The following is a 25,388-nucleotide window of genomic DNA, read 5'->3' as shown; positions in this document are numbered from 1 at the left end:
CGCCCCGTCCAGTACGTTCTCAGGCCGCCATGGCCTTGGTCAGATTGTCGGAAACCTTGTCGAGGAAGCCGGTGGTGGAGAGCCACTTCTGGTCCGCGCCGACCAGCAAGGCCAGGTCCTTGGTCATGTCGCCCGCTTCCACCGTGTCCACGCACACCTTTTCCAGCGTGTCGGCGAACTTGGCCAGTTCGTCATTGCCGTCCAGCTTGGCGCGATGGGCAAGGCCCCGCGTCCAGGCGAAGATGGAGGCGATGGAATTGGTGGAGGTTTCCTTGCCCTTCTGATGCTCGCGATAATGGCGGGTCACGGTGCCGTGAGCGGCTTCCGCTTCCACGGTCATGCCATCGGGAGTCATGAGCACGGAGGTCATGAGGCCGAGCGAGCCGAAGCCCTGGGCCACGATGTCCGACTGCACGTCGCCGTCGTAATTCTTACAGGCCCACACGTAGCCGCCGGACCACTTGAGCGCCGAGGCGACCATGTCGTCGATCAGGCGGTGCTCATAGGTAAGCTTGCGCTTCTCGAACTCCTCCTTGAACTCGGCGTCGTAAATCTCCTGGAAGATATCCTTGAAGCGGCCGTCATAGGCCTTCAGGATCGTGTTCTTGGTGGAGAGATAGACGGGATAATTGCGGTTCAGGCCGTAATTCAGCGAGGCGCGGGCGAAATCGCGGATCGATTCGTCCAGATTGTACATGGAGAGGGCGACGCCGGCGCCGGGGAACTTATAGACTTCCTTCTCGATCTTCGTGCCGTCTTCGCCCACGAAGGAGATGGTCAGCGTGCCCTTGCCGGGGACCTTGAAATCGGTGGCGCGGTATTGGTCGCCGAAGGCATGGCGGCCGACGATAATCGGCTGCGTCCAGCCCGGCACGAGGCGGGGTACGTTCTTGCAGATGATGGGCTCGCGGAAGATGACGCCGCCGAGGATGTTGCGGATGGTGCCGTTAGGCGACTTCCACATTTCCTTCAGGTTGAATTCCTTCACGCGCGCTTCATCGGGCGTGATGGTGGCGCACTTCACGCCAACGCCATGCTTCTTGATCGCTTCGGCAGCGTCGATCGTCACCTGGTCGTTGGTGGCATCGCGATTTTCGACCGAGAGATCGTAATATTCCAGGTCGATATCGAGATAGGGATGGATCAGCTTGTCTTTGATGTACTGCCAGATGATCCGCGTCATCTCATCGCCGTCGAGTTCGACGACAGGATTTGCCACCTTGATCTTCGCCATGTGGACGACCTTTCGGGGCGCTCTGAGAGCGTAAAGAGGGTCTATGGGAGATACCGTATCGGCCCGCGCCCCGCTGGCGCCGCCGGCATCCCGCCTGGGCGAGGCCGCTATAGCATTCACGCGCCAGAAGAAGAAGCGCATGACACCTCGACTTTGGCCGTGCCCACGGGCTAGAGAGCCGATAAAGGAAAAAATTGATGCCCGGCGCAGGAACTGACAGCACGAAGCCCTGGATCGTCGGCGGTCCGGTGGTGATTTTGGTGGAACCGCAGCTCGGCGACAATATCGGCTCGGCGGCGCGGGCGATGGGCAATTTCGGCCTTTCCCGCCTGCGCCTTGTCAATCCGCGCAATGGCTGGCCGGACGACCGGGCCCGAATCTTCGCCGCCGGTGCCGATCGCATCCTGGAGGAGGCGACGCTTTTTCCCGATTTGCGGGCGGCGCTCGCGGATGTGAATTATGCCATCGCCGCGACCGCGCGCGAGCGGGGCATGGCAAAGCAGGTGATCGGCGCCGACGAGGCTGCGCGCGTCGCGGCGGCGCGGCTGGCGCAAGACGAGGACGTTGCGCTGGTGTTCGGCCGTGAGCGCACCGGCCTCTATACGGAGGAGGTCTCGCTCTGCGATGTCATCCTCACCTTGCCGGTGAACCCGGCCTTCGCCTCGCTCAACCTCGCGACGGCGGTGTCGGTGGTTGCGTACGAATGGTTCAAGCAGGCCACCGGCGGCGCGCTGCCCTTTGCCACGGCCGAAAAATCCCCCGTCGCCGAGAAGAAGGATCTCATGGCCTTCTTCGACCATCTGGAAGGCGAGCTGGAGGCGGCGGCCTTCTTTCGCTCCGCCGACAAGCAGCCTTCGACCACGCGGAACATCCGCAACATCTTTCACCGCATCGCCCTTTCCAAACAGGACCTCGCCACCCTGCATGGCATGATCACCTCGTTGGTGGAGGGCCGGATCGGCCGCGAGACGCGCAAGAGCGAGCGCAATGCGAAAGCGGTTGAGAAGCGGGCGCGCGGCCTGGCCATGGATCTTCGCCCACCGACGGGGAGCCGTGAGCGCAAACCGTCCACAGGCAAATGAAATCCTGCCGCTTTTTTTGAAGCGAGGGGTTTCCTTCCCCGGTCGGCGTTGTTACATACACCTCACTGACGCCGGTTCGCCGGCAAATCGTCAGCTCTGACGCGGGGTGGAGCAGCCCGGTAGCTCGTCAGGCTCATAACCTGAAGGTCACAGGTTCAAATCCTGTCCCCGCAACCAACGATTCTTGCGAAAGCAAGGAACCCAAAACCCCCGCCTCCGAAAGGACGGCGGGGTTTTTCTTGTTCGCGGCAAACCGCAGGATCGCGGCTAGGTCGCCACGCAGCACGATCGCCAGCTCGGCCTCGTCGGGCACGAGCGTTACCTGATCGATCAGCGTCCGGAAGACTTCTGCTGCCTCGGCCTTCCCATCCTCGTTCTGCAGGCTCTCATAGAGCACCGCGATTCGCTGGCGGTAGATTTCCGCCATGTTCGGATGCAGGAGGGGCGGCGGCTCTTCAGCGTTCGCCAGCAGTTCGGTCAGTTCTGCCTTACGGGCTTCAAGACCCCCAATCTTGTCCTTGAGCTGAACGCCGGGCACACCATCCAGAATGGCTTGAATCGCTCGATCCAAGTCCCGCTGGACGCGTTCCAACTCTTTGCGCTGACCGATGATGTCTGCGCTACGCTCAATCCTCAGCCGGTTCACCTCGCGGGTGAACTCGTCACAGAATTCCTTGAACAGCTCGGGCTCCATCAGATGCGTCCGGAGGCCGCTGAGCACTGAGGCTTCAAGGGCATCTCGCCTGATATTCAGCCGATTATCGCAGGTGCCCTTATTCCGTGAGGTCGCGCAGCCGAGCAGATCCTTCGAGATCATCGTGTAGCCGCCGCCACAGCAACCGCACTTCACAAGGCCGGCAAACAGGTGCTTTGGACGCCGCCGTTCGTTCAGTGCATTCTCGCCGGGCTCGGAGGTCTCATAGGCAAGGGATTGCTGACGTGCCTTCACCGCATCCCAGACTTCCTGGTCAATGATGCGCATCTCCGGCACTTCCTGAATCACCCACTCGGATTCGGGATTGAGGCGTGACACCCGCTTGCCCGTGTCCGGGTCTTTCAGATAGCGGAGGCGGTTCCAGACTAGGCGTCCGACGTAAAGTTCGTTGTTGAGGATGCCGACGCCGCGCTTCGGGTTCCCATGGATCGTCGACGGTCCCCACTCGGCGCCCTGCGGCCCAGGCACGCCTTTCTTGTTCAGCTCAAAGGCGATGGCGCGCGACGACTTGCCGGCAATGTAGTCCGCGAAGATACGGCGGACGGTGGAGGCCTCGGCCTCGTTGATCGTTCGGTCGCCGCGGATCGGTTCACCATTCGATGCGAACTGCTTCACCACGTCATAGCCGAAGCACAGCCCGCCACCGGACTTGCCGTCCTCAACGCGGCCACGCAGCCCGCGGCGGGTCTTGTCGGCCAGGTCTTTCAGGAAGAGGGCGTTCATCGTCCCCTTGAGGCCGACATGCAGATGCGTCACGTCGCCTTCCGACAGCGTGACGATACGCACGCCGCCGAAGGCCATGCGCTTGAACAATCCAGCGATATCCTCCTGGTCGCGGCTCAGCCGATCCATCGCCTCTGCGAGCACGATGACGAATTTACCGCGCATCGCATCGCTGATCAGCTCTTGAATGCCGGGGCGCAGCAACGACGCGCCGGAGATCGCCCGATCGGTATAGCTGTCGACGACCGTCCAGCCCTGCTTTTCTGCATGTAGGCGACAGACCCGCAACTGATCCTCGATCGAGGCGTCTCGCTGATTGTCCGAAGAATAGCGAGCGTAGAGCGCGACCTTCATGAGGCGACCTCCTTACTCCGGGAGGCGGTCTCGCGTCCGGTTGTCTGTTTCGGCTTGAACGAAGTCCCGTGCAGCTTGTCGCGCCAGCAGCCGGACCAGGTTGACGAGGCGTGGATCGGGCTTGGACGACGCAGGCACAGCCGGTTCGCGGGTCGCGTCGGCGACCACACGAAGCTTGTCGGATGTTGTACGTCTTGGTCGCGCCACGATCGCGTCCTTGTCCTCGCGCGGAAAACTCCGCTTCGAGACAATGATGCCAAGTCATAGTGCGTTGGCAAGAGAGAAACGTATTGTAAATCAATGAGTTGCATCGCGCCAGGGAGGATGCTGGCGGACGGCAGCGTAGTGGCGGTGCGCGGGTCGATGGCCATCGTACCAATAATATATTTGTGATCGCCCTCATTGGAAGAGGGGCGTCTCGTCACGATGGCAACCGCCGGCAACCCAAATGCCTGGCAGGGGCCGTCTTCATTTGCGGGGACCGATAACAACTCCACCAGCCTTGCACTCCAAAGAAAACACGGCTATATATCTGGATATAGCACGGAGGCGAGCGATGAGCAACAGCGCACAGAAGAGAGCCCTTGAGAATTATCGGTCCCGTCTGACTGAGCGTGGCATCGCGCGGTTCGAGATCCAGGCGCTCGACGCCGATCGCGATCTGCTCCGATCTCTTGCCCGGAAATTGACGGAGGAAGGTCCGGAAGCCGGGCAGCTTCGCCGGACCATACAGCAGGCAGTGGCGGGTGAGCCTCCGAAAGCAGGCGGCATTCTCGCGGCGTTACGTCGCTCACCGCTGGTTGGCGCGGATCTCGACCTCAGCCGGCCGCGAGAAGAAGGACGTAAGGTCGATCTGTGACACGCTACCTCCTTGATACAAATATCATCAGCAACGTCATAAAGCCGGAGCCGTCGGGCTCGCTGCTGGCTTGGATGGGCGCTCAGAAAGACGACGACCTTTTCATTGCTTCGCTTACCGTCGCCGAAATCCGTCGCGGCATTCTCGAAAAGCCAAAAGGTCGAAAGCGTGAGGCGCTCGATACTTGGTTCGTCGGCCCCGAAGGCCCGCAGGCGCTGTTCGCGGGTCGGGTTCTCTCATTCGACGAGAAAGCTGGCCTGATATGGGCGCGGCTCATGGCCGCCGGAAGAACCAAAGGGCGACCTAGAAGCGCACTTGACACGATTATCGCTGCCGTTGCCGAAGCCAACGACTGTATCGTCGTGACCGACAACGAAAAAGACTTCTTCGATATCGAGATCGTCAACCCGATCAGGGACGGCGACGGGGGACGGAAATGACAGGACCAGCCGCAGCGCCGTTAGAATACCAGCTTATCGGTCTAACCGAGAGCGGCGATGTCGGGGATATCCTTTCGGCGCTCGATCAGAAGCAAGGCCGCGTCCGCCTGCAGGCCCTGATCGCAGAATGGCTGCGCATGGAGAACCTAGTTGTCCTGACTGGCTCCGGGACATCGGTCAGTTCCGGTGGCAAGACGATGGCCAATCTCGAAACTGCAGTCTTTGCGACGATCGAAGCGCTTGTCGATCTGCCCGCTTCCATTACGCCGATCATCACCGCCCGCAAGGCCGATGTCGATTACGCGAATATGATGGACGAACCGGTCATTGGCTTCGAAGGCTGGCTATCCTTCATCGCCAATGCACTCGTCGTCACCGAGTCGACCGATGCTCCGTTCAAAGGTGTTATTTGGCCGACCGCCCCAGGCCCCACCGTCGCCGAGCTTCGATGGTTCGTCGATCGGCTTCGCATGGCGATCTTTGCTGAATGCGCCCTATCCCTACCGGACACTGGAGCTGCCAAAACAGCAGGTGAAATCGCACCACAGCTCGCGTTTCTCTCTAAGCTTGTCGCCCGCGACAGCAATCTCGGTCGGACCCACCTCTTCACGCTGAACTACGACACCCTCTTCGAACAGGCGCTTGAGATCCTCGGCATCCAGTATTTCGACGGCTTCACCGGCCGTGCCGAGGCACGCTTCGATCCGTCGGTCTATGGTCTCGACGTCTACTACCCGGGCGAGGTTGCCGAGGGTCGCGTTCGCCGGTTCGATAAGTTCCTGCACTTCTACAAGCTTCACGGCTCAATCCATTGGTTTGAGCAGGACAGCGAGATGCGCGCTCGGCATCCGAGCCTGGCGCCGTTTCGCGCTTACGGGAGCCTCAGCCCGGCCGACAAAGCCACGGCTCTGTCGAAGCTGGCGACGGACACGCCTTCGGTCGGCATCCTCCCCACCGCCAACAAGTTCGCCCAGACCCTGACAATGCCCTACGCGCATCTCTTCAGGTCGTTTCAGGTGCGTCTCGGCATTCCGCAAACCTTCCTTCTCGTCCTCGGCTATGGATTTGGCGACGACCATGTCAGTCGCATCATCGAAAACGCCCTCATGAATCCGTCGCTGGTTATGCTCGTCGTTGAGCCCAATCCGAAGAGCCCGGTTATCGACCGCATCCGGCGCTACAAGGATTTGGGTAAGCGGGCCTTCGTCCTTTGCCCGACGGACGCCGCTTTCACCGCCGCGGCGTTCAAGCATGCGACATTCGACGACTTCGCCAGGTCGGTGATGCCCGACGTCCAGTGGCTCGACGACTTCCTCCGACTGAGGCGCTTCGAGAAGCAGATCGCGTCTTCTTCGACGCCTGCGCCAGATCCGGACCCGGGAGTCTGACATGGACAACCCGCGCCTCGTCGGCCACATCGTTGCAGTTCAGGGCTTCCGTATAAAAGTCGAGCTTCTGCCCGAGACCCGATCGGCGCTCCGGGCGACGCTTGACGGCGTTCAAGTAGCGATCGCTATCAATGCCTATCTGACATTCTCGCTGGGCGCGGGTGAAACCGTCATCGGCATCATCACTGACCTCGAAGCGCGCGAGAGCTTCGATCCCACAAGCGGCGATGATCTCAGCCTCGAATTGATGAAGCCTAGAAGAGTCGCGAGCGTGCAATTGCTGGGGACCATCGAGCGCATCGACAACGAGCCCTCGTTCAGTCCAGGCATTTCAGTGCTGCCTACATTGGACACGCCCGCTGAGATCGGGTCGCCCGAAATCCTTCGCGCCGTCTTCGAGATACCACCGCGCCGAAACCGGCCGGAGGATTACGACGCAAAGGACTTCGATTGCGAGCTGAAGATCGGTCACCCGACGGGTCAATCGAGCAATGTCGTCCGCGCTTCGTACAACGACCTATTCTCTCGGCCGTTGGCCATCGTCGGCAACACTGGCTCCGGCAAGTCCTATTCTGTGTCGAGCCTCATACAGAAGGCGATGAAGGCACTCGACGGCGCTGCTCAGGAGCCGCACATCTTCATACTCGACATCAACGGCGAGTATGAAAGAGCCTTTCCGTCGGGGAGAACGACGGCGCGCCAGCCTGATCGGGTCTACCTAAACGGCGAGGAATTTGGCGTTCCGTTATGGTTCCTCAACGCCGAGGAAATCTGTGCCTGGCTGAGCGCATCGGAGCAGACCCAAGAGCCCGTGCTCAAGGACTGGTGGGCCATCGCGAAGGGCGGCAGTGCAGATGATGCCGCCAACCTGAATTCCCTTCAGAATGCCATGAGCGCTTTGGATCAGCTTTTGAGCGAACTCACCCGCATCAAGAAGAAGGCGGCCGGCTCCTACTGCGATGCCGCGATCGGCCACCTCGCTGACACCGGAATCGATACCACGGCATTCGAAGCCCTGTTCGCGCACCACCGAACGGCCAACGACTACAACACCGAGGTCATGAACAACCAGGCCGCAGTGGCGACGGAAGCGGAAAAGCTGAAAGACGAGATTCGCAAGCAAATCATCGCAGGCAGTGGTGCTGCCGAAGCTGGCGTCCGCACTGCGGATTCGCCACTTCCGATCGCACGGGCAACATTGACCGATCCATCACTCATCAACCGGGCGGTCTCCAAGGAAGATACGTTCAGAGTCGACGCGCATCTCACGACACTAAAGCTCCGGCTCAAGACCAGATTGGACGACAAACGCTGGCGCGCGTTTCTCAACTACGAGGAAGCGGCCGTGGCGATCGCCGACCTCTCATCGTGGTTTGCGCGCTTCGGTCTCGGCAAGGCGACAGGTCCCAAGGTGTCGGTGCTCGACCTGTCCATGTTGAGCAACGAAGTTCTCCCCTACGCCTGCGCCGTCATCGGTCGCATCCTACTGGAGGCTCGGGAGCGCCTACCAGCAGCGTCCCGATACAAGCATCCTTGGGTGCTCGTTCTGGAAGAGGCGCACAACTACGCCCGGCCAGGTCGTTCGGACGAAGACCGCGGCCATCGCCAAGCCCGCCTGACATACGAGCGAATCGCCAAAGAGGGTCGAAAATTTGGTCTATCGCTGATCATTGCCAGCCAACGACCCAGCGAAATCAGCCAAACGATTATCAGCCAATGCGCCAACTTCATCAGCCATCGGCTGCAGAATCCCGATGACATCGACCACTTCCGTCGCATCATTCCGATGCAAGCACGGCGTTTGCTCGACCAGGTGACTATATTGGCGTCCGGCGAAGCCATCGTGTTCGGCAGCGCGTTCCATATTCCCGCGCGCGTACAGTTCGATCGCCCCGATCCCGGTCCCTATAGCCAGACCGCCGCGCCATTCCACGAGTGGTCGAAGGAGACGAAACCCTTCCCTCTGCAGCAAGTCATCACTGCGTGGGGCGTGGAAAAGGTCGAAGAAGATTCGACGGACGAGGATTTCTGATTTCGGATTCGAGGATCAGGATATCCAGGTCTCAGGCCCTCCAGCTCCGCACATCCTGATCCGGTTCTTGCGCCCGGCTTCCGCTTCGCTCCCGCCAGGCCAGTTTCGCTAGGGGCTCCGCCCCCGCGCGGGCAAGGGTAAAGCGCGGCAAGCCGCGCCGTCCGGGGCGGTTTCCCCGACCTTCCGCGCAGATACGACTTTCAGCAATTCCGTCACTACGGAAATCCGCTTGTGCAGGTCGGGTGATCCCCCTCCGCCCCGGCCGCCCTTGCCCTTGCTACCCCGGTCTCGCCGACGGGCAGGGTTGCAGCGCAGCGCTGCGCTTCAACCCAAGCCCATTAGGAGCAAAGACCATGACGACCATTGCAATCGAGACGACCGCCATCCCCACCGCAGGGGCCGGCACGGAGGTTTTCATCCCGCTCAACAAGCTCAAGAAGCATCCCGACAACGCCCGGAAAACCCCACACAGCGAGGCGTCCATCGAAGCGAAGGCGGCGAGCATCCACGCCAAGGGCATCCTGCAGAACCTCGTGGTGGAGCCGGAGCTTGACGCCGAGGGAGCCGCGACCGGCTTCTATCTCGTCAGCATCGGTGAAGGCCGCAGGCTGGCGCAGTTGCTGCGCGTGAAGCGCAAGCAGATCAAGAAGACCGAGCCGATCCGCTGCGTCATCGACACCGTGAACGACGCGAGCGAAATCAGTCTGGACGAGAACGTCACGCGGGAAGACCTCTCGCCCGCTGATCAGTTCGAGCGCTTTCGCGAGCTTGCCGAAACGCGCGGATGGGGTGCGGAGGAAATCGCGGCCCGGTTCGGCGTGAGCGCCCATGTTGTGCGCCAGCGGATGCGTCTTGGCGCTGTCAGCCCCAAGCTGATGCAAGTCTATCGCGACGGCGGACTGACCTTGGAGCAGTTGATGGCCTTCGCCATCGTGGACGATCCGGCCCGGCAGGAGCAGGTGTTCGAGAACCTGTCGTGGAACAAAGACCCTTCGACCATTCGACGCGACCTGACCCGTATGCACATCGCGGCGACGGATCGGCGGGCGATCTTCGTCGGCGCGGAATCCTATACCGAAGCGGGCGGCGTCATCCTGCGCGACCTGTTCACCGAGGATCGCGGCGGTTTCTATGAAGATGCCGCGTTGCTGGACCGGCTTGTCATCAACAAGCTGGACGGGATCGCGGAGAGCGTGAAGGCCGGGGAAGGCTGGAAGTGGGCGGGCGTTCATATCGACTATCCACACGGCAATGGCCTGCGCCGCACCTATCCGCATCCGGTGGAATTGCCGGAGGAAGACGAGGCAGCTTATGCCGCCGCGCAAGGAGAATATGATGCGATGACCGAGCAGCATGACACCGCCGACGAACTGCCCGACGACGTGGATCAGCGGTTCGGGGAGCTTGAAGCAGAGATCGAGCGCATCGACGGTTTGCGTCACGCCTATGATGCCGACGAGATTACGCGCGGCGGCGTGTTCGTCATCCTCTCCCATGATGGGGAAGCCCGCATCGAGCGCGGCTTCATCCGGGCCGAGGACGAAAGGCCTGAAACCGTGGAAGATGCGGACGGTGAAGGCGGCAGCATGATCGGCGGAGTTCGCGTCAACAGCGACGGCGAGATCATCGAGGATGGCGAGCGGGACGAGGACGGCAACCCGGCTTCCGCGCTCGAGACGGAGGACGAGGACGCAGGTGATGCGGGCAAGCCGCTGTCGGACCTTCTCATCCGTGACCTGACTTCGCACCGGACGCTGGGCCTTCGCCTTGCCTTGGGCGAACAGCCGGACATGGCGCTGGTCGCCGTCACCCATGCGCTGGCGGCGCAGACCTTCTATCGCGGGGTGGACGCCGCCTGCCTCGAAATCCGCCCGACCAGCAGCTATCTCGCTTCTCACGCGGACGGCATTGAGGACACGGCGGCGGGTAAGACGCTGGCGGATCGTCATGCCGGATGGGCGGCAGATATGCCGCGTGATGTGGCGGACCTGTGGGGCTTCGTCGCCGGTCTGGGCCATGCCAGCGTGATGTCGCTGTTCGCCCACTGCGCTTCGCTCACCGTCAATGCGGTCAAGCAGCCTTGGGAGCGCAAGCCCCACGCCCATGCCACGGCCGACAAGCTGGCGACGGCGGTGGCCCTCGACATGACGGCGCACTGGACGCCGACCGTGCGGGGCTATCTGGGCCGCGTCACCAAGGCACATATCCTCGCCGCCGTGCGCGAAGCCGTCAGCGACGAGGTGGCGGAACGGATCGGGGCCTTGAAGAAGACGGAAATGGCGGATGCTGCCGAACAGCTTCTGGCCGGGACCGGATGGCTTCCCGCCGTCATGCGCACCGTGCGGCTGGACGAACCACAAGAAGGTGATGCCTTCCAGATCGCCGCCGAGTGAGGATCGGGCCGGGATCGCATCAGCGGTCCCGGCCTTCCTTTCGTCCTGCACCCGAAAAATTCCGGCCGCGCGGTGTTCACCACGCGACCGGCTCACCTCGACTGTCCGATAACGGAAATCGTCATCGGCGCTATGGAGAACCGTCATGATCGCCGTGATGTTGATGAGCGTGGCCTCAATCGCGGGACTTTGCGTCCTGGCCTATACGCTCGCCGTTTATGCGCTCCTCTTCATGCTCGGGGTCGAAGCGGCGCGCTTCGCCTACAGCACCGGCTCCGGCCTGATCGGCGCGGCCCTTGTCGGCCTCGTCGCCGGGGCCGCGGCCTATGGCCTACTGGTGTTCGCCTTCGCGTCGTTACGCTCGCCGGTCCTGCGCCTGATCGTGGCGCTCATCTTCGCCGCGCCCGCCGCCGTGGCAGGCTACGCCCTTGTCCACGGCGTCACGCGCGAAGCCGTGCCGTCCGACGTCTGGCGGCAAATCTTCTGTATCATCGGCGGTGCGTTCGTCGGTGTTTCAGCGCTGTTGCGGTTGGCAGGCGGCGCGCTGACACGCGCCGAATAAGCGAAACGTATGACGACAGCTATCGACGCCAGCTCTGTTTGAACTCGTCATCGAACCACATCTCGACGTCATAGGAGACGGACGTGGTGGTCCGAAAATCGAGATAGGACGAATAGTTCTGTCGGACCCATGACAGAAAGGTCGAGAAGCTGAGTTGATCGGGCGGCAGGTCTGCCAGTCCGCTTGCCTTGCGCCATTGATGGCACAGGTGCCGGATCGCGGTTTCGCACTCGCCCTTCTTCATCGATCACCGCCATTCGCCGCCAGTATCGTGATTTCCGGCTCCCAGTTTCCGGGGAGTTCTGGCGGGCTGACCGATTCAAGATCGAGCCGGACGAAGGATTTGAGGATCGACTGGAAGGTTTCCGTATCGCGCGCCCAATGGATGACCCCATCGAAATCCATGGCGAGCCGGTGCGTCAGGTCGAGTGAGGAGCGGCGGTTGACTCCGACCGGGCTATCGACCTGAACGATGGCGATCTTGTCGCCACCGACCCAGTGCGTAATCTCTGCCGGAAATTCATGCGCGTAGTCACGCCGCCCGTTCCACACCGCCGTGCGGATCACTTTCCCGGCGGGCGTGGCCAGCCGGAAGATCCATGGCGATTCTTCCCGGGCGACCCCGGTCGCCGCATAGAAGACGGGCGGCGGCGGACGGTTGAGAATCGCCGCCTTTTGCTCGCGTATCCTGCGGCGTTGCGCCGCCGTCAGCCGCTCCAACGGCGCGCCGTCCGCATCGAACTGCCGGATGTCCTGCGAATAGGAAACTTCGGCGGTGCCGGCGTCGTAAACATCCGAGTCCGGAAAGGCGAAGAGCAGAACCTGTCCGGTGAAACTCCGTAGATGCCGCAGCACGATGTCCCACGCGATATCTTCATGAACGACGGGCACGACATGCAGCGCCGCGCCGGGCACTTCCATCATCAACCGGTCAATGACCGCGATCCCGATCGCACTGAAACCCTCGCCATCGCCGAGACAGAAGCCGACATGGAAGCTGCGCTCACCGACCACGGCCTGGAAGGCCCGAAGAATGACCTGTGCGTCATCGGGAATCGTCTCGTCGCCCGTCAAAGCGCGGATGCGTGCACCATTGATCGCGGCGACCGGCGGAAGACCGTGCAGGTCGATCGCGCCTCGAAAACTGTCCGAGCGCGGCCACGCCGATTGTTGCTGTCTCTTTCGCTTGGCTTCGCCCATCGCGGCCTTCTCCCAAACTAGCTGAACGCAGCGATCACTGTTTCGATTGGCAAAAACAGGGTGCGACTGTCCGCCGGGTACTCAGTGAATTCTGCGCAGGCCATGTAAAAGCGCTTTGCGTTGTCATCCTTGGCCTGCACCAGCACCGCCCCGATCCCGATGCTCTGAGACGCGACCGCGATGCGGCGCAATGCGTCGGACAGGATGTCTGCGCCAAGGCCGTGACCGGCATAGGCGCGGCTGACGGCCAGACGCCCGATCACCGAAACAGGAATAACGTCAGGCGCATTGCGCCGGACCTTGCCCGGCGCGGCCGTCCGTTCCACCGATCCGGCGGCGATACAGAAATAGGCGACCACCGCGTTCCCATCACAGACGACATAGGTGCGGGAGAACCGGCTTTCGTTCTTCAGCGCGCGATGCTTCAGCCAGTCGTTCAGAACCGGCTCACCGCAATCGAACTCTGCCAGATCATGGTTTGCCGTTAGGGGAACCGGGGCCGAGAGCTTCGTTTGCGGACGCTCAGGATCAGGGGTTACGCTTCCCATGCCGGAGCTCGACGCAACAGCGCGCGAAGTTTGGGTCCGGGCGCCGGGGGATTGTCGAGCGCATGGACGAAGGCGTCGTATCGATCCGAATCCAGCACGAACAGGCGCTGATCCAGCAGCACGTCGATCGCCAGAGAGCGGGCGCTATCGATCATGAACTCTGTGCGTGTCTTGCCCAGGATCGCCGCCGCGTCGTCGATGAGCTGGCGCGTATGTGTCTCGATGCGCAGATTGATGCTGCCTTTGGTCTCGGACGGCACAGGACGCTCCACAACCGCTATGGTCGCAGGACGCATATGTTCCGGAGAGGATGCGCGAGCCTTTGTCATGGACGGAATATGGCGGAATGTATCCACAATGTCAATACGCCGGTGAGTGGGAGCGAGGCTGTAGGCGCTATGGCGTTGCCTCCGGGCCGCGCTCTCGGCTGCGCCGGAACCGGCTATGGCCCGTTTCCGCCATTCGGCATTGATCACTAACGCAAAGCGGCGGCGCTGGCTGCGCGCGTGAAGCCCCACCCCAAAAGGAGCCCCGGTCCGCCTTGCGCGCCAACCGCAGGACCATGGGCCGACCATCGCTGCTTTCCTTGAGCATGACAGGTCGCGTAATCCGGCGGACCTCAGATCGTCCAGTTTGGCGCCGAAAACGGCTGAGCGTCACGCGAGGCCTGCCTTCGGCCCTACCGATCATGACACCGCGAACAGGATAGGAATTTCAGGAGCCGATTGGTCACCCGTGGTAGCGACGTGCCAGTCTGGCCGGGGAAGGTCAGGCGAAGGGGCCGGCTGGAGCATTACCGTCATGTTCGCACCTGGCGACGGGAGCCGATCGTCATCGCCGTGATCCTCTCGGTTTTCCTGCCTGCCACACCCACGGCGTCCTCGAATGGATTGGGTCTGACCGAAGACCGGCTTCGCCTCAATCGTCTTCCCGCAACGTCTGTCGACAACTTTTTTCCGCCGCCTGCGGCTTTGCATCGCGAAACAAAAAAGCGGTCGCCGGCCGCCTTCCACTGCGTTTCAGCCCTGCGGGTGCGGGCCGATCGTCCCCGGTCGCACGACCCCCATCGAGGCCGCGATGGGCGCGGCCCGAAGGACAAGAGGAACACGACCATGGCGACCATCGGCAGCTTCACCAAGAACGAAAACGGCTCGGGCTACACCGGCGCGGTCAAGACCCTGACCCTCAACGTCAAGACCGTGAAGTTCGTCCCCACCGAGGGCGACAGCGAGCGCGGCCCTGACTTCCGCATCCTCGCAGGCGCCACGGAGTTCGGTGCGGCCTGGAAGAAAACCGCTCGCGAGACGCAGCGCGAATATCTCTCCGTCAAGCTGGACGACCCGAGCTTCCCCGCACCGATCTACGCCAGCCTGGTCGAGGCCGAGGACGGCGGCGAGCACGCTCTCATCTGGTCCCGCCGCAGCGGCGACTGATGCCGGGACAGCGAGGCCCCACCTTCGGGTGGGGCCTCGTCATGCTTATGGCCGCCACCGCCTTTCAGGGAATACGGCAATCAGGATGTGCGGATGTCAGGTGTTACGGCTTTGCACATCCCGATCAGATCATTGTCCCGGCTTCCGTTGACGCTCTTGCCGGGCAGGTTGCTAGGGGCGCTGCCCCCGCGCGGCGCAAGGGATCGCTGACGCTCGTCCGGGACGGTCTCCCCAGCCTTCCGCGGCTTCGCCTTGTGCAGGCCGGGTGATCCCCCTCCGTCCCGGTCGCCCTTGCGCCTTGCTACCCCGGTCTCGCCGACGGGCAAGGTTGCAGCGCAGCGCTGCGCTTCAACCCAAGCCCAATAGGAGCAAAGACCATGAACACCCTGACCATGAACCAGCAGCCTGTTTCTTCCGGCTTCGGCGTGGATGTCTCACGCGGCGAGCGGATCGGCCGCGTTTCCTCGGAATGGTTTTCCCGGCCCGATGACGAACGTTATTTGAACCTCACCGAGCTTTACGACACCGTGCGCCGCCGCGCCGAGCGCGCCCATGCCAGAACCGTGGAGAGCCGCGCCGTGCGCGTGGAGGCGAGCCGGGATGACGCGGAACGCCTGTCATTGATCGTGCCGGGCCGGGACGAACACATTTCCCCGACGCATTGGAGCTTCGGGCAGTTGTGCAGCCTTGTCAGCGCGCCCGCGTCCTATATGCGCCAGCTTCCCGCGCCGCTGGCCGGAATCAACCTGCAACATGGTTTGCTGTCGCATCGCGCCGAATTGGTGAAGACGCTTGAGGCAGACGATGGGCGGATAGAGCTACGCGCCGTGACCGGCCCGGACTATGGCCGCATCTGGGATCATGAGCTTGTCGCCGCCGTGATGAAGATTGCGGGTAACGGCACGGGCGATACCCGCTGGAAGGTGCCGGGCGTGCTGGATTGGGCGACCATGACACACAATCCGTTCGTGGACGTCACGAAGGACACGACGACGCTCTACGCCAGCGACCGCGACGTGTTCCTATTCTTGGTGGATGACACCCATCCGATCGAGGCGGGCCGCCTGCCGAATGGAGAGCCGGACCTGTATTTCCGGGGCTTCTATGCGTGGAATAGCGAAGTCGGATCGAAGACCTTGGGCATCGCCTCTTTCTATCTCCGCGCGGTTTGCCAGAACCGCAATTTGTGGGGCGTCGAGGGCTTCGAGGAAATCAGCATCCGGCATAGCAAGTTTGCCGCGCAGCGTTTCGCCCATGAGGCCGCGCCCGCCCTGACCAGCTTCGCCAATTCTTCGCCCGCGCCGTTCGTCGCCGGAATCAGGGCGGCGCGGGAGCGGATCGTCGCCCGCACCGACGAAGATCGGGAAAGCTTCCTGCGCAAGCGGGGTTTTTCCAAGCCTGAGACGGCGAAGATCATCGAAACGGTGCTGGATGAGGAAGGCCGCAAGCCGGAAAGCATCTTCGACTTCGTCCAAGGCATCACCGCGCTGGCTCGCTCAAAGACCCATCAGGACACTCGGCTCGATCTTGAAGCCAAGGCCAAGAAGCTGATGGAACGTGCCGCCTGATTTCCGTAGAGCCGTGCAGCCGTGAAACCGGCTGCACGACTTTCCGACCTTCCACCTCGGCAAATTTTCCGCCGATCCGCAGAACCGGATCGACGGCGGCGGCCGCCCCTTAGGGTGCGGCCGCCGCTCGCCGAGCTGCGCCCGGCTCGCGAATCCATGTCTCTCACACTTGAACCTATGACGACTCGGCTGGCGCCTTCGGTGCCGAACGCTGGATCAGGTTAGCCGCATCGACATCGAGCGCTTCTGCGATTCGTCCCAGCACCGACACGCTGGCCGACACGTCGGCACGTTCGATCGCGCCGACATAGCGGGCGCTCAATCCGGCGCTTTCGGCCAACTCTTCCTGCGTTATTTTTTTCGCATGACGTATCCGACGCAGATTGATCGCCATGACCTCCTTGAGATCCATGGCGATAGAGGAGCCAGTATCGGAATTATCGTTCCAGGAACGATAGTTCCGATTCGTACAAGTCCATGATAGAGATAGCCGTCGCAGACGTCCGCCTTATGCCTGCCAGCGGCACACGCGATGCGTCCGGCGCATCAGGGGATCGTATGGAATCGGTCGGAATATTGCGGTAAATCTGAGTTAAACGCATTCGTTAGATTTGGCGGGGGCCAATGATGACTATGCTCACCTTCCAGGATTGCCCGCCGCTGACCGAGCGCGTCAACGCTTATGACGAGCGGCATCTGGCGACCTATGTTCGGCTGCTGATGGCCGAGGAGGAGGGCGCGGATTGGCGCGAAGTGGTCTTGGTCCTCTTCGGGCTCGACCCGACACGCGAGCCCGACCGTGCCAAAGCCGTCCATGATAGCCACCTGGCCCGCGCTCGCTGGATGACCGAGACAGGCTACCGCCATCTGTTCGAACCGCGGATGCACTAACGGTTCCGGCGCGCGTCGGGCGTATCAAATCGATCCAACCTATCGCACGGGTCGCCGTCGCGCGCGATGCAACCTTAAGGTCTAGGCACAACCGAGGATTTCCAGATCGTGGGTGCTTTCCCCTGCCAGACGAGGGGACCAGCTCAGGGAGGCACCCATGCCTATATCCGACTGGCGGTCACAAGAGACGATCGAACAATTGAACCGTCTCGACCGTCCTGGCTTCGCCGCCGAACTGCTTCGCCGCAATGCCGCCTATCGCCGCGACCATGCCCATACGCTGCGCATGATCGATCGTGGCGGCATCGATCCGGACGAAGCCCGGTCGAACCTCGCCCGCAGATGGGGGTTGCGGTTTTGTCTACGATCCTGATGTCCCCGCCGCCCACGAACCGGTCTTTTGGCTTCCCGAGCATTCCCCAGGCACGCTGATCCTCACGTCGGCCCCGCCCGGCTTCGATCTCGGCGTGGCCTTCGATCCCGAGGCCTTCGGCACGGTACTGGCCGAACGCGAGGACGCCAACGGCCGCGAACTGGTCATCCACGACACCTCTGGGGACGTGCATATCTGGCTGCTGGATGAAGGCGCGGCCCGTCATCCGTCCGTGGTTCTACCGCGCGATGGCGCCTCGACGCTTCGCCTTGATCTCGCCTCGCGATTTCTGCGCCGCCTTCTCGGCCAGCGGATCGGACTGTTGCCGCCAAAGCTGCGGCTCACCGACCTTCAGAGACATCGCTACATCCAACTCCTGCAAGCCGCCGATCTCTACGAGGAAGGCGGTGAGCCTCGCGACGTTGCCGCCCAAATACTCAGGTCGCGGCAGGCCGAGCTGCCAGCCATAGAGTTCAAGGACTCGGCCGCCCGCAAACAGGCCGCCCGTCTGATCAAGCAGTCGCTCGCACTGGTGAACCGCGGATATTTGAAGCTCCTGCGCGGCGGTTGACGCTCCCTTCATTTCCACACGACGCGCCCCTTTACTGCTTTTCGCCACGCCATTCTCTTCCAACATACGCCCGGCCACGCCAGCCCACGCCAAGGGGTGGACACGCACCCGCGAAAATCTTCGTCCACCCCCTGCGCCTGTCTTCTTCGCCACCGTGATCCCGACACGCCGCGCTTTCCCCAGCGGCGCCCTCGACGGACACGGAGGCTACCATGCGCGACAGATTGGCGGAGATCGCGGCTCGCTATCTCAGAACCCATGAGGCGGCGCGTCTTCTCGGCATCTCGCCGCGAACGCTTGAAAAATATCGGTGTCACGGTAGCGGCCCGATGTTCCGCAAGCTGGGCGGACGCGTCGTCTATGCCATCGACGATCTTGAGGCCTGGGCTGACCAGGCGGCGTGCCGCTCGACCTCCGATCCGCGCTACGACGAGGCGCGCGCCGCCGGGCGAGGCAACACCGGCCGTGTCGCCGCCGTCCACACGCATCGTTGAGGCGGCGCTCGCTCATGTCGCGCCGTCCCATCACTCCCAGCGAGCGGAGCAAGCTCGACCCGTTCGTCATCGCGACCGGTGACGCGTCGCCACGCGATCAACGCGATCTCATGGAACGGCCCTTCTTCTCCCTCGCCAAGGCTAAGCGCACCACGCCGATCTTCTACGAGGCCGGCGGCGCGCGCGTCGAGGTTTTCGCCGTGCCCGAACACGGCATGGCAACCATCTGGGACGCCGACGTGCTGATCTGGGCCGCAAGCCAGATCGTCGAAGCCGAAAACCTCGGGCTGAAGACATCCCGCTTCCTGCGCTTCACGCCGTACCAGCTCCTGATGGCGGTCGGCCGACAAACCGGTGCGCGCGACTACAAGCTCTTGAAGGGCGCTCTCACGCGCCTGCAATCGACCGTCATCCGCACCACCATTCGGCACGGCGAGCATTGGCGTCGCCACCAGTTCTCCTGGATCAACGAATGGGAGGAATGCACGACACTCGACGGCCGCGTCGAGGGCATGGAGTTCGTGCTGCCCGACTGGTTCTACCGCGGCGTCATCGACCGCTCGCTGGTTCTGACCATAGACCCGGCTTATTTCCGGCTGACGGGCGGGATCGAGCGCTGGCTCTACCGCGTGGCCCGTAAGCACGCTGGCCGTCAGAAGCAGGGCTGGGTCTTCGACATCCCGCATCTGCACGAGAAGTCCGGCAGCCTGGTCCGCGTCTCAGATTTCGCGCTCCAGATCAGGCGCATCGTCGCCCATCAGCCGCTGCCTGGTTATCGCTTGCGCATCGAGCGCGACGGCCGGCGCGAGCTGCTGCGCATCCTGCCCGCCCGGTTATCCACAGGGCCTGTGGATAGCGTTGTGGAAGCGCTCGGGACTTCGCACGCAACCGATATCGGGATTTCGCACGCAGCCCTATCGGGACTTCGCACGCACGGATCGCAATTAACTCTCTGGCCTGAAACGGTGATTCCGGACCTTAACTTAGAGTCTAACAGAGAATCTAACTCTTCTTTGTTGTTGGGCGGTGTGGAAAACATCTCCCGCAGGCGTCAGGACAAGCCCAACGCCGCATCCGACAACAATACTTCCAACGCGTCGCATCTGCCCTTTGGCCGAAAGCCGGGAGAGGCGAGATGATCGTCGCGCTCCTCAACCAGAAGGGCGGCGTCGGCAAGACGACGCTGGCGCTGCATCTCGCCGGTGAATGGGCTCGGCAAGGTTACCGCGTCTCCCTGATCGACGCCGACCCGCAAGGCTCTGCGCTCGATTGGTCGCAGCAGCGCGCACGGGAAGGGCTGCCAAGGCGCTTCGGCGTCATCGGCCTGGCGCGAGACACGCTGCACCGCGAGGCCCCGGAGTTGGCCCGCGATCTCGATCATGTCGTGATCGACGGCCCGCCGCGCGTCGCCGGCCTGATGCGCTCGGCGCTGCTGGCCGCGGACCTCGTGTTGATCCCGGCCCAGCCGTCGCCGTTCGACGGTTGGGCTTCAGCCGAGATGCTGTCGCTGCTCGGCGAAGCCCGCATCTACCGCCCGCAGCTTGTCGCCCGCTTCGTGTTGAATCGCTGTGCCGCGCGCACCGTCATCGCCCGCGAAACGGCCAAGACGCTGGCCGATCACGATCCGCCGGTGCTCAGCGCCACCATCGGCCAGCGCGTCGCCTTCGCCGACGCTGCGCAAACGGGCCGCCTGGTTTCCGAACTCGACGAGGACAGCCCCGCCGCCCGTGAGATCGCCGCGCTGTGCGCCGAGGTCGGGAGGATCGCGCCATGAGCAAACGCGGTTTCGCCTCGCGTCCCACTGGCCCTGAAAGCTGGATCAAGGCGCCGGACAAACTGTCCGGGCTCGCAACCGATGCAGCGGCCTTCAGCGCCCGGTTGACCATCGACATCACGCCCGAACTGCGCGGGCGCATCAAGATCGTGGCCTTCCGGCGCGGCGTCACCGTCGCCGACATGCTGCGCGATCTCTTCGCCCGCGAATTCCCCGCCGATCTTGGAGACCCGTCATGAACGACAATGAGCCGCACGCCACGCTGCGCGTCGTGCCGCCGACGCATCGACGCACAGTGGACCTCACCCATGTCGAGCTGACGTGGATCGAGAAGAAGATCGAGTTCTGGCTGCGCTTCGGCCACCGCGCCGACGAGAAGATTCTCGATCGCCGACGCAGCATTTCCAGCTTCGCGCCGAACAGCATCTTCGCCTTCGTGCGCTGGGCGTCGAACGACTTCGGCACGGTGATTTCGCGCATGGACATCGTGCGTGCCGTCGCAGCGGGCGAGCGCTATCAGACGCTGCCCTTCGTACGGCCCGGTGGCGAAATCCTGCTGCGGGTCGATGGATGGCCCAAGGTCGAGCGGGTCCTGCAGTTCATCGACGCGGTCGAGGCCCTCGACATCGATCCCGCCGACGCCGCGCCGGAATATTGGCGTCACCTCCACAACCGTCTGGCAGCCGGCCATGAACCGCGTGCCTATACGCGCGAACAGCATGACGCCTGGCTAAAGCGCCGGAGGGTCGCGCTATGACCCGCTTCGGTTATGTCATGACGACCTATTTCGTCCTGCTTGGCATCGGCGGCCTGGCCTTCGTCCATCCAGCACCCCGGTTGATCTGGAACGCCACGGCCAGCACGCCAACCGGGCTCTATGCGCTGCGTCCGGTCGGACAACTCCATGCGATGGAGCTGGTCGCCGTCAAGCCTCCGGAGCCGGTCGCAAGCTTCCTGGCGGATGGCGGATTCCTGCCCAAGGACGTGCCGCTGTTGAAACATGTCATGGCGCTGCCCGGGCAAACCGTCTGCCGGACCGGCGACGCTGTCACCGTCGATGGCATCGCTGTCGGCGACGCACGCGACCGCGACCATCTCGGCCGTCCGCTGCCGAGCTGGAGCGGCTGTCACATGCTCCGACCAACCGAAATCTTCCTGATGAATCCGAGCGTGCCGGACAGCCTCGATGGCCGCTATTTCGGCACGCTTCCCACCAGCTCGATCGTCGCCCGCGCTATCCCGCTGCTCACCGATGAGGACGGCGACGGACGCTTCACCTGGCGCGCCCGAACGCGATGACGGGCGCGACCTGCGGCGTGCCGAGCGCACGTCATCTCCATCCATCGCATCACATGAGGAGTTTTCGTCATGGCCCAGATCGGTCAGTTCACGCGCGGCAAGTCCGGCTATTCCGGCCGCATCCAGACGCTCTCGTTCGACGCCGAATTGGTGCTCGTCCCCGCCGAGCACAGCGACGCCGAGAACGCGCCGGACTATCGCATCCATCTCAGTGACGGTGACGGACCGGAGATCGGAGCTGCCTGGAAACGCACCGGCGAGAAGGCCGGCGAGTACGTCTCGCTTCAGCTTGACGATCCGGCGCTGACGCAGCCGATCCGCGCCAACCTGTTCCAGTCGGGCGACGATAAATCCACCTGGGTGTTGAACTGGAACCGGCCGCCCAAGCGCGGCGAGCGGGACTGACGCGATGCGGGGTCCCGTCACGCGTGCCGGCGATAAGGCGAACAAAAGCTCCATCCCTTTGTTCGCGGGAAAGCTGTCTCATCCCTTCGTCCCGCTCGGGCGTCAGTCGGCCGTCGCGCACAGCGGCGGTCAAGGGCGGCCGCAGGCCGGCGCACCGCGCGCACCCTTGACGGGCGCGAGCACGATGGCTCGCTCGCGTCATGGCGGAGACTTGGCGGGCTTCCGTTTCGTCCCTCTTCTGCTTGCCGGCCTGCTCGCGATCGGCACGCCGTCGCTAGCGATGTCTGCACAGGCGGTGTCGGCGCAACGTCAGCCAGTGAGCGATTTTTATGCCGCTCACATTGCCGAAGCCGCGCGGCGGTTCGGCATTCCGGCGACATGGATTCGCGCCGTCATGCGGATCGAAAGCCGCGGCGATCGGCGCGCGGTTTCACCCAAGGGCGCACTCGGCCTGATGCAACTCATGCCCGAGACCTGGGCGAATATGCGCACCCGCTATGGCCTCGGCCGCGATCCCTTCGACCCACATGACAACATCATGGCGGGCGCCGCTTTCCTGCGCCAACTGCACGACCGCTACGGTTCGCCGGGCTTTCTCGCGGCCTACAATGCGGGTCCCGGCCGCTACGAGGATTACCGCGACCGGCATCGTCCGCTGCCGGCGGAGACCATCGCCTATGTCGCGGCCATCGTCCCTTTTGTCGATGCCGAGAGGACGACCGGATCACTCCTCTTGGCATCCTCCGATCCATCTTCCTGGACCCAGTCGCCGCTCTTCGTCATGCGCGCTGACAGTCCGCCAACCACTACGCCTGCGACATCCACTCGACCGGTGCGTGACACGCCGGCTGCCGTTCCAGTGCGCGATCTCTCTGCCATCGCGCCGCAATCGGACGGCCTGTTCGTCGCGCTCTCGACCGCGGGACGATCGCAATGACGGGGCATCTGCGGTGCTATCGAGTGGCTGATCGCTGTGCTGCTGTCGGCATCGATCCTGCCGAAATATGGACCGTCGTCGCGCAATGGCGGCTCGCCGATGCGTTCCGGCGCGGATTCGTGCGCAGGCGTATTTCAGCGTGGATTAGCGAACAAGAGATAGCGGACAGGGGAGAGGAGCAGGCACCGACCGAAGGAGGGCAGGATAAAAGCCGGCAATGTGCGGCGCGGTTGGGGTTTTGTTTTCCTTGGGCTTTCTCGCCGTTCCGGCAACGTGCGCCCGATCCGCGCAATGTGCGCGCCGATATCAAGTCATTGCTGACTCTATCCTTTTTGCACATTGCCGAGGCTGGCGATGGCGCGTGACGATGATTTCCAAATCCGCCCGGGCCGCATCCGCTCTTCACGCGCCCAGCGGGCAAAACCGTTCATCGCCCAGGCGCTCGCCGCGGCCCAGAAGGCGGGCGGGCGGATCGCCCGCGACGGTTCGATCGGAGGCCGTCGCGGCTCCCGCTTCGGCCGGGGCCGTGTCGCCGCCGTCCAGGCCAACCGGCTCCTCACCGGCCGTTCGCGTGGCGCTGTGGTCAAAGGGCGCTTCCTGCGTCACGCCACGCAGCGGGGCAAGCTCGCCGCCCATTTGGGATATCTCCGCCGCGAGGGCGTCACCCGCGACGGGGAGAAGGCGAGGCTGTTCGGCCCCGAGACCGACGACGCTGATCCCAAGGCCTTCGCTGAGCGCGGCGAGGATGACCGGCACCATTTCCGCTTTATCGTCTCGCCCGACGACGCAGTGGAGATGGCGGACCTCAAGGGCTTCACACGCGATCTCATGAGCCAGGTCGAGAAGGACCTCGGCACCAAGCTCGATTGGGTCGCCGTCGACCACTGGAACACCGAGCATCCGCATGTCCACGTTATCATTCGCGGCCGCACGGATGACGGCCAGGACCTGGTCATCGACCGGGACTACATCAAGCAGGGCATGCGCGACCGCGCCCAGGATCTGATCACGCAGGAACTGGGGCCACGCACCGATCAGGAGATCCGGCGCACACTGGAGCGGCAGATTGATAGCGAGCGCTGGACCAATCTCGACCGGCAGCTTTCCCGCGACGCCTACCGTACTGGCGTCATTGAGATGGCGCCGCACGCCGATCGCCAGCCCGACGAGTTCCATGCGCTGAAGGTCGGGCGACTACGCAAGCTGGAATCACTCGGCCTCGCCAACCAGGTCGGCCCCGGCCAATGGGCCCTGGCGGAAAATGCCGAGGCGACGCTGCGCGATCTGGGCGAGCGCGGTGACATCATCAAGCGCATCCATCGCGGCCTGACCGAACGCGGCATCGAGCGCGGTGCTGCGAACTATGTGCTCGCAGGCGAGAGCCTCGAAGTCCCCGTCGTCGGCCGCTTGGTCGATCGCGGCCTCGATGACGAGCTGAAGGGCACGGCCTATGCCGTCGTCGACGGCGTCGATGGCCGCACCCATCACATCAAGCTCCCCGATCTCGACGCCGCGGGCGACAGCGCGTCAGGCTCCATCGTCGAACTCAGGAAGTTCGATGACGCGCAGGGTCGGCGGCGCGTGGCGCTCGCCGTCCGCTCTGATCTGGCCATCGACCGACAGGTGACAGCAACGGGCGCGACCTGGCTCGACCGACAGGCGATCGCCCGCGAGCCGGTGGCGCTGGGTGGTGGTGGCTTCGGTGCCGAAGTGCGCGAGGCGATGAGCGCCCGCGCCGAGGAGCTCGTTCGTCAGGGTCTCGCCGAACGACAGGCTCGCGGCATCACCTTCAGCCGCAACCTGATCGATACGCTGCGCAGGCGTGAGGTGCAGGCGCTGGGCGAGAAGCTCGCCGCCGAGACCGGGCGTTCGTTCAATCCATCCGCACCCGGCGAATATGTCGCCGGCAATTACCAGCGGCGTCTCGCGCTCGCCTCTGGCCGCTTCGCCATGATCGATGACGGCCTCGGCTTCCAGCTCGTGCCCTGGTCGCCGTCGCTGGAAAAGCAGATCGGCCATCATGTCTCCGGCGTCGCCCGTGGCGATGGCGGCATCGACTGGAGTTTCGGCCGCAAGCGGGGGCTCGGCCTGTGACCCTTCCTATCCTTCAACG

General features: G+C 63.3%; 29 protein-coding genes, 1 tRNA gene and 1 pseudogene. 24 read left to right on the top strand and 7 right to left on the bottom strand.

The window, feature by feature from the left end:
* Positions 1-19 precede the first annotated feature (19 nt).
* The gene (locus tag V5F78_RS10810) at positions 20-1,234 is read right to left on the bottom strand and encodes an NADP-dependent isocitrate dehydrogenase (RefSeq protein WP_394042561.1); all 1,215 of its coding nucleotides are present in this window, start codon (positions 1,232-1,234) and stop codon (positions 20-22) included.
* 197 nt (positions 1,235-1,431) lie between these two features.
* Here V5F78_RS10810 and V5F78_RS10805 point away from each other — a divergent pair, with 197 nt between their 5' ends.
* The 3 genes from V5F78_RS10805 to V5F78_RS10795 all read left to right on the top strand — a co-directional run bounded on the left by V5F78_RS10805 (position 1,432) and on the right by V5F78_RS10795 (position 3,040).
* Positions 1,432-2,316, top strand: a complete 885-nt coding sequence (locus V5F78_RS10805; RefSeq protein ID WP_394068204.1) for an RNA methyltransferase — start codon at positions 1,432-1,434, stop codon at positions 2,314-2,316.
* Positions 2,317-2,416: 100 nt separating this feature from the next.
* Positions 2,417-2,493: transfer RNA gene (locus V5F78_RS10800), tRNA-Met, on the top strand.
* Between the two features lie 256 nt (positions 2,494-2,749).
* Positions 2,750-3,040, top strand: coding sequence for a hypothetical protein (locus tag V5F78_RS10795; protein WP_394068205.1), 291 nt, complete (start codon positions 2,750-2,752; stop codon positions 3,038-3,040).
* Between the two features lie 42 nt (positions 3,041-3,082).
* Here the strand turns inward: V5F78_RS10795 and V5F78_RS10790 are convergent.
* Positions 3,083-4,108 (bottom strand): annotated as a pseudogene (locus V5F78_RS10790) (recombinase family protein); the annotation flags it as partial.
* Between the two features lie 556 nt (positions 4,109-4,664).
* On the opposite strand from V5F78_RS10790, the gene V5F78_RS10785 reads away from it, so the two are divergent.
* The 6 genes from V5F78_RS10785 to V5F78_RS10760 all read left to right on the top strand — a co-directional run bounded on the left by V5F78_RS10785 (position 4,665) and on the right by V5F78_RS10760 (position 11,782).
* The gene (locus V5F78_RS10785; RefSeq protein ID WP_184805674.1) at positions 4,665-4,967 is read left to right on the top strand and encodes a hypothetical protein; all 303 of its coding nucleotides are present in this window, start codon (positions 4,665-4,667) and stop codon (positions 4,965-4,967) included.
* The gene (locus V5F78_RS10780; RefSeq protein ID WP_394068207.1) at positions 4,964-5,407 is read left to right on the top strand and encodes a type II toxin-antitoxin system VapC family toxin; all 444 of its coding nucleotides are present in this window, start codon (positions 4,964-4,966) and stop codon (positions 5,405-5,407) included. The genes V5F78_RS10785 and V5F78_RS10780 overlap by 4 nt, the downstream gene beginning before the upstream one ends.
* The gene (locus tag V5F78_RS10775; RefSeq protein ID WP_394068209.1) at positions 5,404-6,795 is read left to right on the top strand and encodes an SIR2 family protein; all 1,392 of its coding nucleotides are present in this window, start codon (positions 5,404-5,406) and stop codon (positions 6,793-6,795) included. The genes V5F78_RS10780 and V5F78_RS10775 overlap by 4 nt, the downstream gene beginning before the upstream one ends.
* 1 nt (position 6,796) lies before the next feature.
* A complete protein-coding gene (locus tag V5F78_RS10770; protein WP_394068211.1) occupies positions 6,797-8,827 on the top strand; it encodes an ATP-binding protein in 2,031 nt (676 codons plus the stop codon).
* 353 nt (positions 8,828-9,180) lie between these two features.
* Positions 9,181-11,220, top strand: a complete 2,040-nt coding sequence (locus V5F78_RS10765) for a ParB/RepB/Spo0J family partition protein (protein ID WP_394068213.1) — start codon at positions 9,181-9,183, stop codon at positions 11,218-11,220.
* Positions 11,221-11,365: 145 nt separating this feature from the next.
* Entirely contained in the window at positions 11,366-11,782 is a 417-nt protein-coding gene (locus V5F78_RS10760; protein ID WP_394068215.1) for a hypothetical protein, read from the top strand.
* A gap of 19 nt (positions 11,783-11,801) precedes the next feature.
* On the opposite strand, the gene V5F78_RS10755 is transcribed toward V5F78_RS10760, so the two are convergent.
* Genes V5F78_RS10755 through V5F78_RS10740 form a run of 4 tightly spaced genes read right to left on the bottom strand, consistent with a single transcriptional unit; the run spans position 11,802 to position 13,826 of the window.
* The gene (locus tag V5F78_RS10755) at positions 11,802-12,026 is read right to left on the bottom strand and encodes a hypothetical protein (protein WP_394068216.1); all 225 of its coding nucleotides are present in this window, start codon (positions 12,024-12,026) and stop codon (positions 11,802-11,804) included.
* The gene (locus V5F78_RS10750) at positions 12,023-12,982 is read right to left on the bottom strand and encodes a hypothetical protein (RefSeq protein WP_394068217.1); all 960 of its coding nucleotides are present in this window, start codon (positions 12,980-12,982) and stop codon (positions 12,023-12,025) included. Before V5F78_RS10750 ends, V5F78_RS10755 begins: the two co-directional genes overlap by 4 nt.
* A gap of 17 nt (positions 12,983-12,999) precedes the next feature.
* Entirely contained in the window at positions 13,000-13,530 is a 531-nt protein-coding gene (locus tag V5F78_RS10745) for a GNAT family N-acetyltransferase (protein WP_394068219.1), read from the bottom strand.
* Positions 13,518-13,826, bottom strand: a complete 309-nt coding sequence (locus V5F78_RS10740) for a type II toxin-antitoxin system TacA family antitoxin (protein WP_394068516.1) — start codon at positions 13,824-13,826, stop codon at positions 13,518-13,520. The genes V5F78_RS10745 and V5F78_RS10740 overlap by 13 nt, the downstream gene beginning before the upstream one ends.
* A gap of 816 nt (positions 13,827-14,642) precedes the next feature.
* Here V5F78_RS10740 and V5F78_RS10735 point away from each other — a divergent pair.
* Positions 14,643-14,963, top strand: a complete 321-nt coding sequence (locus tag V5F78_RS10735; RefSeq protein WP_394068221.1) for a DUF736 domain-containing protein — start codon at positions 14,643-14,645, stop codon at positions 14,961-14,963.
* A gap of 377 nt (positions 14,964-15,340) precedes the next feature.
* Entirely contained in the window at positions 15,341-16,531 is a 1,191-nt protein-coding gene (locus V5F78_RS10730) for a DUF932 domain-containing protein (protein WP_394068223.1), read from the top strand.
* 175 nt (positions 16,532-16,706) lie between these two features.
* Here the strand turns inward: V5F78_RS10730 and V5F78_RS10725 are convergent, their stop codons facing one another.
* Positions 16,707-16,943, bottom strand: a complete 237-nt coding sequence (locus V5F78_RS10725) for a helix-turn-helix domain-containing protein (protein ID WP_394068225.1) — start codon at positions 16,941-16,943, stop codon at positions 16,707-16,709.
* A gap of 215 nt (positions 16,944-17,158) precedes the next feature.
* Between V5F78_RS10725 and V5F78_RS10720 the strand changes: the two genes are divergently transcribed.
* The 13 genes from V5F78_RS10720 (at position 17,159) to V5F78_RS10660 (ending at position 25,369) form a co-directional block, all read left to right on the top strand.
* A complete protein-coding gene (locus tag V5F78_RS10720; protein ID WP_394068227.1) occupies positions 17,159-17,422 on the top strand; it encodes a DUF2285 domain-containing protein in 264 nt (87 codons plus the stop codon).
* A 157-nt stretch (positions 17,423-17,579) separates the two neighbouring features.
* Positions 17,580-17,795, top strand: coding sequence for a transcriptional regulator domain-containing protein (locus tag V5F78_RS10715; protein ID WP_394068229.1), 216 nt, complete (start codon positions 17,580-17,582; stop codon positions 17,793-17,795).
* Between the two features lie 55 nt (positions 17,796-17,850).
* The gene (locus tag V5F78_RS10710; protein ID WP_509276810.1) at positions 17,851-18,366 is read left to right on the top strand and encodes a DNA -binding domain-containing protein; all 516 of its coding nucleotides are present in this window, start codon (positions 17,851-17,853) and stop codon (positions 18,364-18,366) included.
* 212 nt (positions 18,367-18,578) lie between these two features.
* Positions 18,579-18,860, top strand: coding sequence for a helix-turn-helix transcriptional regulator (locus V5F78_RS10705; protein ID WP_394068231.1), 282 nt, complete (start codon positions 18,579-18,581; stop codon positions 18,858-18,860).
* Positions 18,861-18,874: 14 nt separating this feature from the next.
* On the top strand, positions 18,875-19,999 hold the full coding sequence (locus tag V5F78_RS10700) for a replication initiator protein A (protein WP_394068233.1): 1,125 nt from the start codon (positions 18,875-18,877) through the stop codon (positions 19,997-19,999).
* Positions 19,996-20,634: a ParA family partition ATPase gene (gene parA, locus V5F78_RS10695; protein ID WP_394068235.1), complete on the top strand. Its 639-nt coding sequence runs from the start codon at positions 19,996-19,998 to the stop codon at positions 20,632-20,634. The genes V5F78_RS10700 and parA overlap by 4 nt, the downstream gene beginning before the upstream one ends.
* Positions 20,631-20,873 (top strand): hypothetical protein, encoded by a 243-nt coding sequence (locus tag V5F78_RS10690; protein WP_394068237.1) that lies wholly within the window; start codon positions 20,631-20,633, stop codon positions 20,871-20,873. Before parA ends, V5F78_RS10690 begins: the two co-directional genes overlap by 4 nt.
* Positions 20,870-21,391: a DUF2840 domain-containing protein gene (locus V5F78_RS10685; protein WP_394068239.1), complete on the top strand. Its 522-nt coding sequence runs from the start codon at positions 20,870-20,872 to the stop codon at positions 21,389-21,391. The genes V5F78_RS10690 and V5F78_RS10685 overlap by 4 nt, the downstream gene beginning before the upstream one ends.
* Positions 21,388-21,933, top strand: a complete 546-nt coding sequence (locus tag V5F78_RS10680; protein ID WP_394068240.1) for a S26 family signal peptidase — start codon at positions 21,388-21,390, stop codon at positions 21,931-21,933. Before V5F78_RS10685 ends, V5F78_RS10680 begins: the two co-directional genes overlap by 4 nt.
* A gap of 69 nt (positions 21,934-22,002) precedes the next feature.
* Positions 22,003-22,338, top strand: coding sequence for a DUF736 domain-containing protein (locus V5F78_RS10675; protein WP_394068241.1), 336 nt, complete (start codon positions 22,003-22,005; stop codon positions 22,336-22,338).
* Between the two features lie 4 nt (positions 22,339-22,342).
* On the top strand, positions 22,343-23,275 hold the full coding sequence (locus V5F78_RS10670) for a transglycosylase SLT domain-containing protein (RefSeq protein ID WP_509276781.1): 933 nt from the start codon (positions 22,343-22,345) through the stop codon (positions 23,273-23,275).
* A complete protein-coding gene (locus V5F78_RS10665; RefSeq protein ID WP_394068245.1) occupies positions 23,272-23,640 on the top strand; it encodes a hypothetical protein in 369 nt (122 codons plus the stop codon). Before V5F78_RS10670 ends, V5F78_RS10665 begins: the two co-directional genes overlap by 4 nt.
* Positions 23,630-25,369, top strand: coding sequence for a relaxase/mobilization nuclease domain-containing protein (locus V5F78_RS10660; protein WP_394068247.1), 1,740 nt, complete (start codon positions 23,630-23,632; stop codon positions 25,367-25,369). Before V5F78_RS10665 ends, V5F78_RS10660 begins: the two co-directional genes overlap by 11 nt.
* Positions 25,370-25,388: the final 19 nt, after the last annotated feature.

Origin of the sequence: Roseixanthobacter glucoisosaccharinicivorans (assembly GCF_043195095.2) — a bacterium.
In the GTDB taxonomy this organism is placed as follows: Bacteria; Pseudomonadota; Alphaproteobacteria; order Rhizobiales; family Xanthobacteraceae; genus NCEH01.
This window is presented reverse-complemented; position numbering and strand designations above follow the sequence as displayed.

Excerpts from the sequence above, each read along its gene's own strand:
- V5F78_RS10810 (WP_394042561.1), bottom strand. The coding sequence starts at position 1,234 with ATGGCGAAGATCAAGGTGGCAAATCCTGTCGTCGAACTCGACGGCGAT.
- V5F78_RS10805 (WP_394068204.1), top strand. The coding sequence starts at position 1,432 with ATGCCCGGCGCAGGAACTGACAGCACGAAGCCCTGGATCGTCGGCGGT.
- V5F78_RS10795 (WP_394068205.1), top strand. The coding sequence starts at position 2,750 with ATGCAGGAGGGGCGGCGGCTCTTCAGCGTTCGCCAGCAGTTCGGTCAG.
- V5F78_RS10785 (WP_184805674.1), top strand. The coding sequence starts at position 4,665 with ATGAGCAACAGCGCACAGAAGAGAGCCCTTGAGAATTATCGGTCCCGT.
- V5F78_RS10775 (WP_394068209.1), top strand. The coding sequence starts at position 5,404 with ATGACAGGACCAGCCGCAGCGCCGTTAGAATACCAGCTTATCGGTCTA.
- V5F78_RS10770 (WP_394068211.1), top strand. The coding sequence starts at position 6,797 with ATGGACAACCCGCGCCTCGTCGGCCACATCGTTGCAGTTCAGGGCTTC.
- V5F78_RS10765 (WP_394068213.1), top strand. The coding sequence starts at position 9,181 with ATGACGACCATTGCAATCGAGACGACCGCCATCCCCACCGCAGGGGCC.
- V5F78_RS10760 (WP_394068215.1), top strand. The coding sequence starts at position 11,366 with ATGATCGCCGTGATGTTGATGAGCGTGGCCTCAATCGCGGGACTTTGC.
- V5F78_RS10755 (WP_394068216.1), bottom strand. The coding sequence starts at position 12,026 with ATGAAGAAGGGCGAGTGCGAAACCGCGATCCGGCACCTGTGCCATCAA.
- V5F78_RS10750 (WP_394068217.1), bottom strand. The coding sequence starts at position 12,982 with ATGGGCGAAGCCAAGCGAAAGAGACAGCAACAATCGGCGTGGCCGCGC.
- V5F78_RS10745 (WP_394068219.1), bottom strand. The coding sequence starts at position 13,530 with ATGGGAAGCGTAACCCCTGATCCTGAGCGTCCGCAAACGAAGCTCTCG.
- V5F78_RS10740 (WP_394068516.1), bottom strand. The coding sequence starts at position 13,826 with ATGCGTCCTGCGACCATAGCGGTTGTGGAGCGTCCTGTGCCGTCCGAG.
- V5F78_RS10735 (WP_394068221.1), top strand. The coding sequence starts at position 14,643 with ATGGCGACCATCGGCAGCTTCACCAAGAACGAAAACGGCTCGGGCTAC.
- V5F78_RS10730 (WP_394068223.1), top strand. The coding sequence starts at position 15,341 with ATGAACACCCTGACCATGAACCAGCAGCCTGTTTCTTCCGGCTTCGGC.
- V5F78_RS10725 (WP_394068225.1), bottom strand. The coding sequence starts at position 16,943 with ATGGATCTCAAGGAGGTCATGGCGATCAATCTGCGTCGGATACGTCAT.
- V5F78_RS10720 (WP_394068227.1), top strand. The coding sequence starts at position 17,159 with ATGACTATGCTCACCTTCCAGGATTGCCCGCCGCTGACCGAGCGCGTC.
- V5F78_RS10715 (WP_394068229.1), top strand. The coding sequence starts at position 17,580 with ATGCCTATATCCGACTGGCGGTCACAAGAGACGATCGAACAATTGAAC.
- V5F78_RS10705 (WP_394068231.1), top strand. The coding sequence starts at position 18,579 with ATGCGCGACAGATTGGCGGAGATCGCGGCTCGCTATCTCAGAACCCAT.
- V5F78_RS10700 (WP_394068233.1), top strand. The coding sequence starts at position 18,875 with ATGTCGCGCCGTCCCATCACTCCCAGCGAGCGGAGCAAGCTCGACCCG.
- parA (WP_394068235.1), top strand. The coding sequence starts at position 19,996 with ATGATCGTCGCGCTCCTCAACCAGAAGGGCGGCGTCGGCAAGACGACG.
- V5F78_RS10690 (WP_394068237.1), top strand. The coding sequence starts at position 20,631 with ATGAGCAAACGCGGTTTCGCCTCGCGTCCCACTGGCCCTGAAAGCTGG.
- V5F78_RS10685 (WP_394068239.1), top strand. The coding sequence starts at position 20,870 with ATGAACGACAATGAGCCGCACGCCACGCTGCGCGTCGTGCCGCCGACG.
- V5F78_RS10680 (WP_394068240.1), top strand. The coding sequence starts at position 21,388 with ATGACCCGCTTCGGTTATGTCATGACGACCTATTTCGTCCTGCTTGGC.
- V5F78_RS10675 (WP_394068241.1), top strand. The coding sequence starts at position 22,003 with ATGGCCCAGATCGGTCAGTTCACGCGCGGCAAGTCCGGCTATTCCGGC.
- V5F78_RS10670 (WP_509276781.1), top strand. The coding sequence starts at position 22,343 with ATGCGGGGTCCCGTCACGCGTGCCGGCGATAAGGCGAACAAAAGCTCC.
- V5F78_RS10665 (WP_394068245.1), top strand. The coding sequence starts at position 23,272 with ATGACGGGGCATCTGCGGTGCTATCGAGTGGCTGATCGCTGTGCTGCT.
- V5F78_RS10660 (WP_394068247.1), top strand. The coding sequence starts at position 23,630 with ATGGCGCGTGACGATGATTTCCAAATCCGCCCGGGCCGCATCCGCTCT.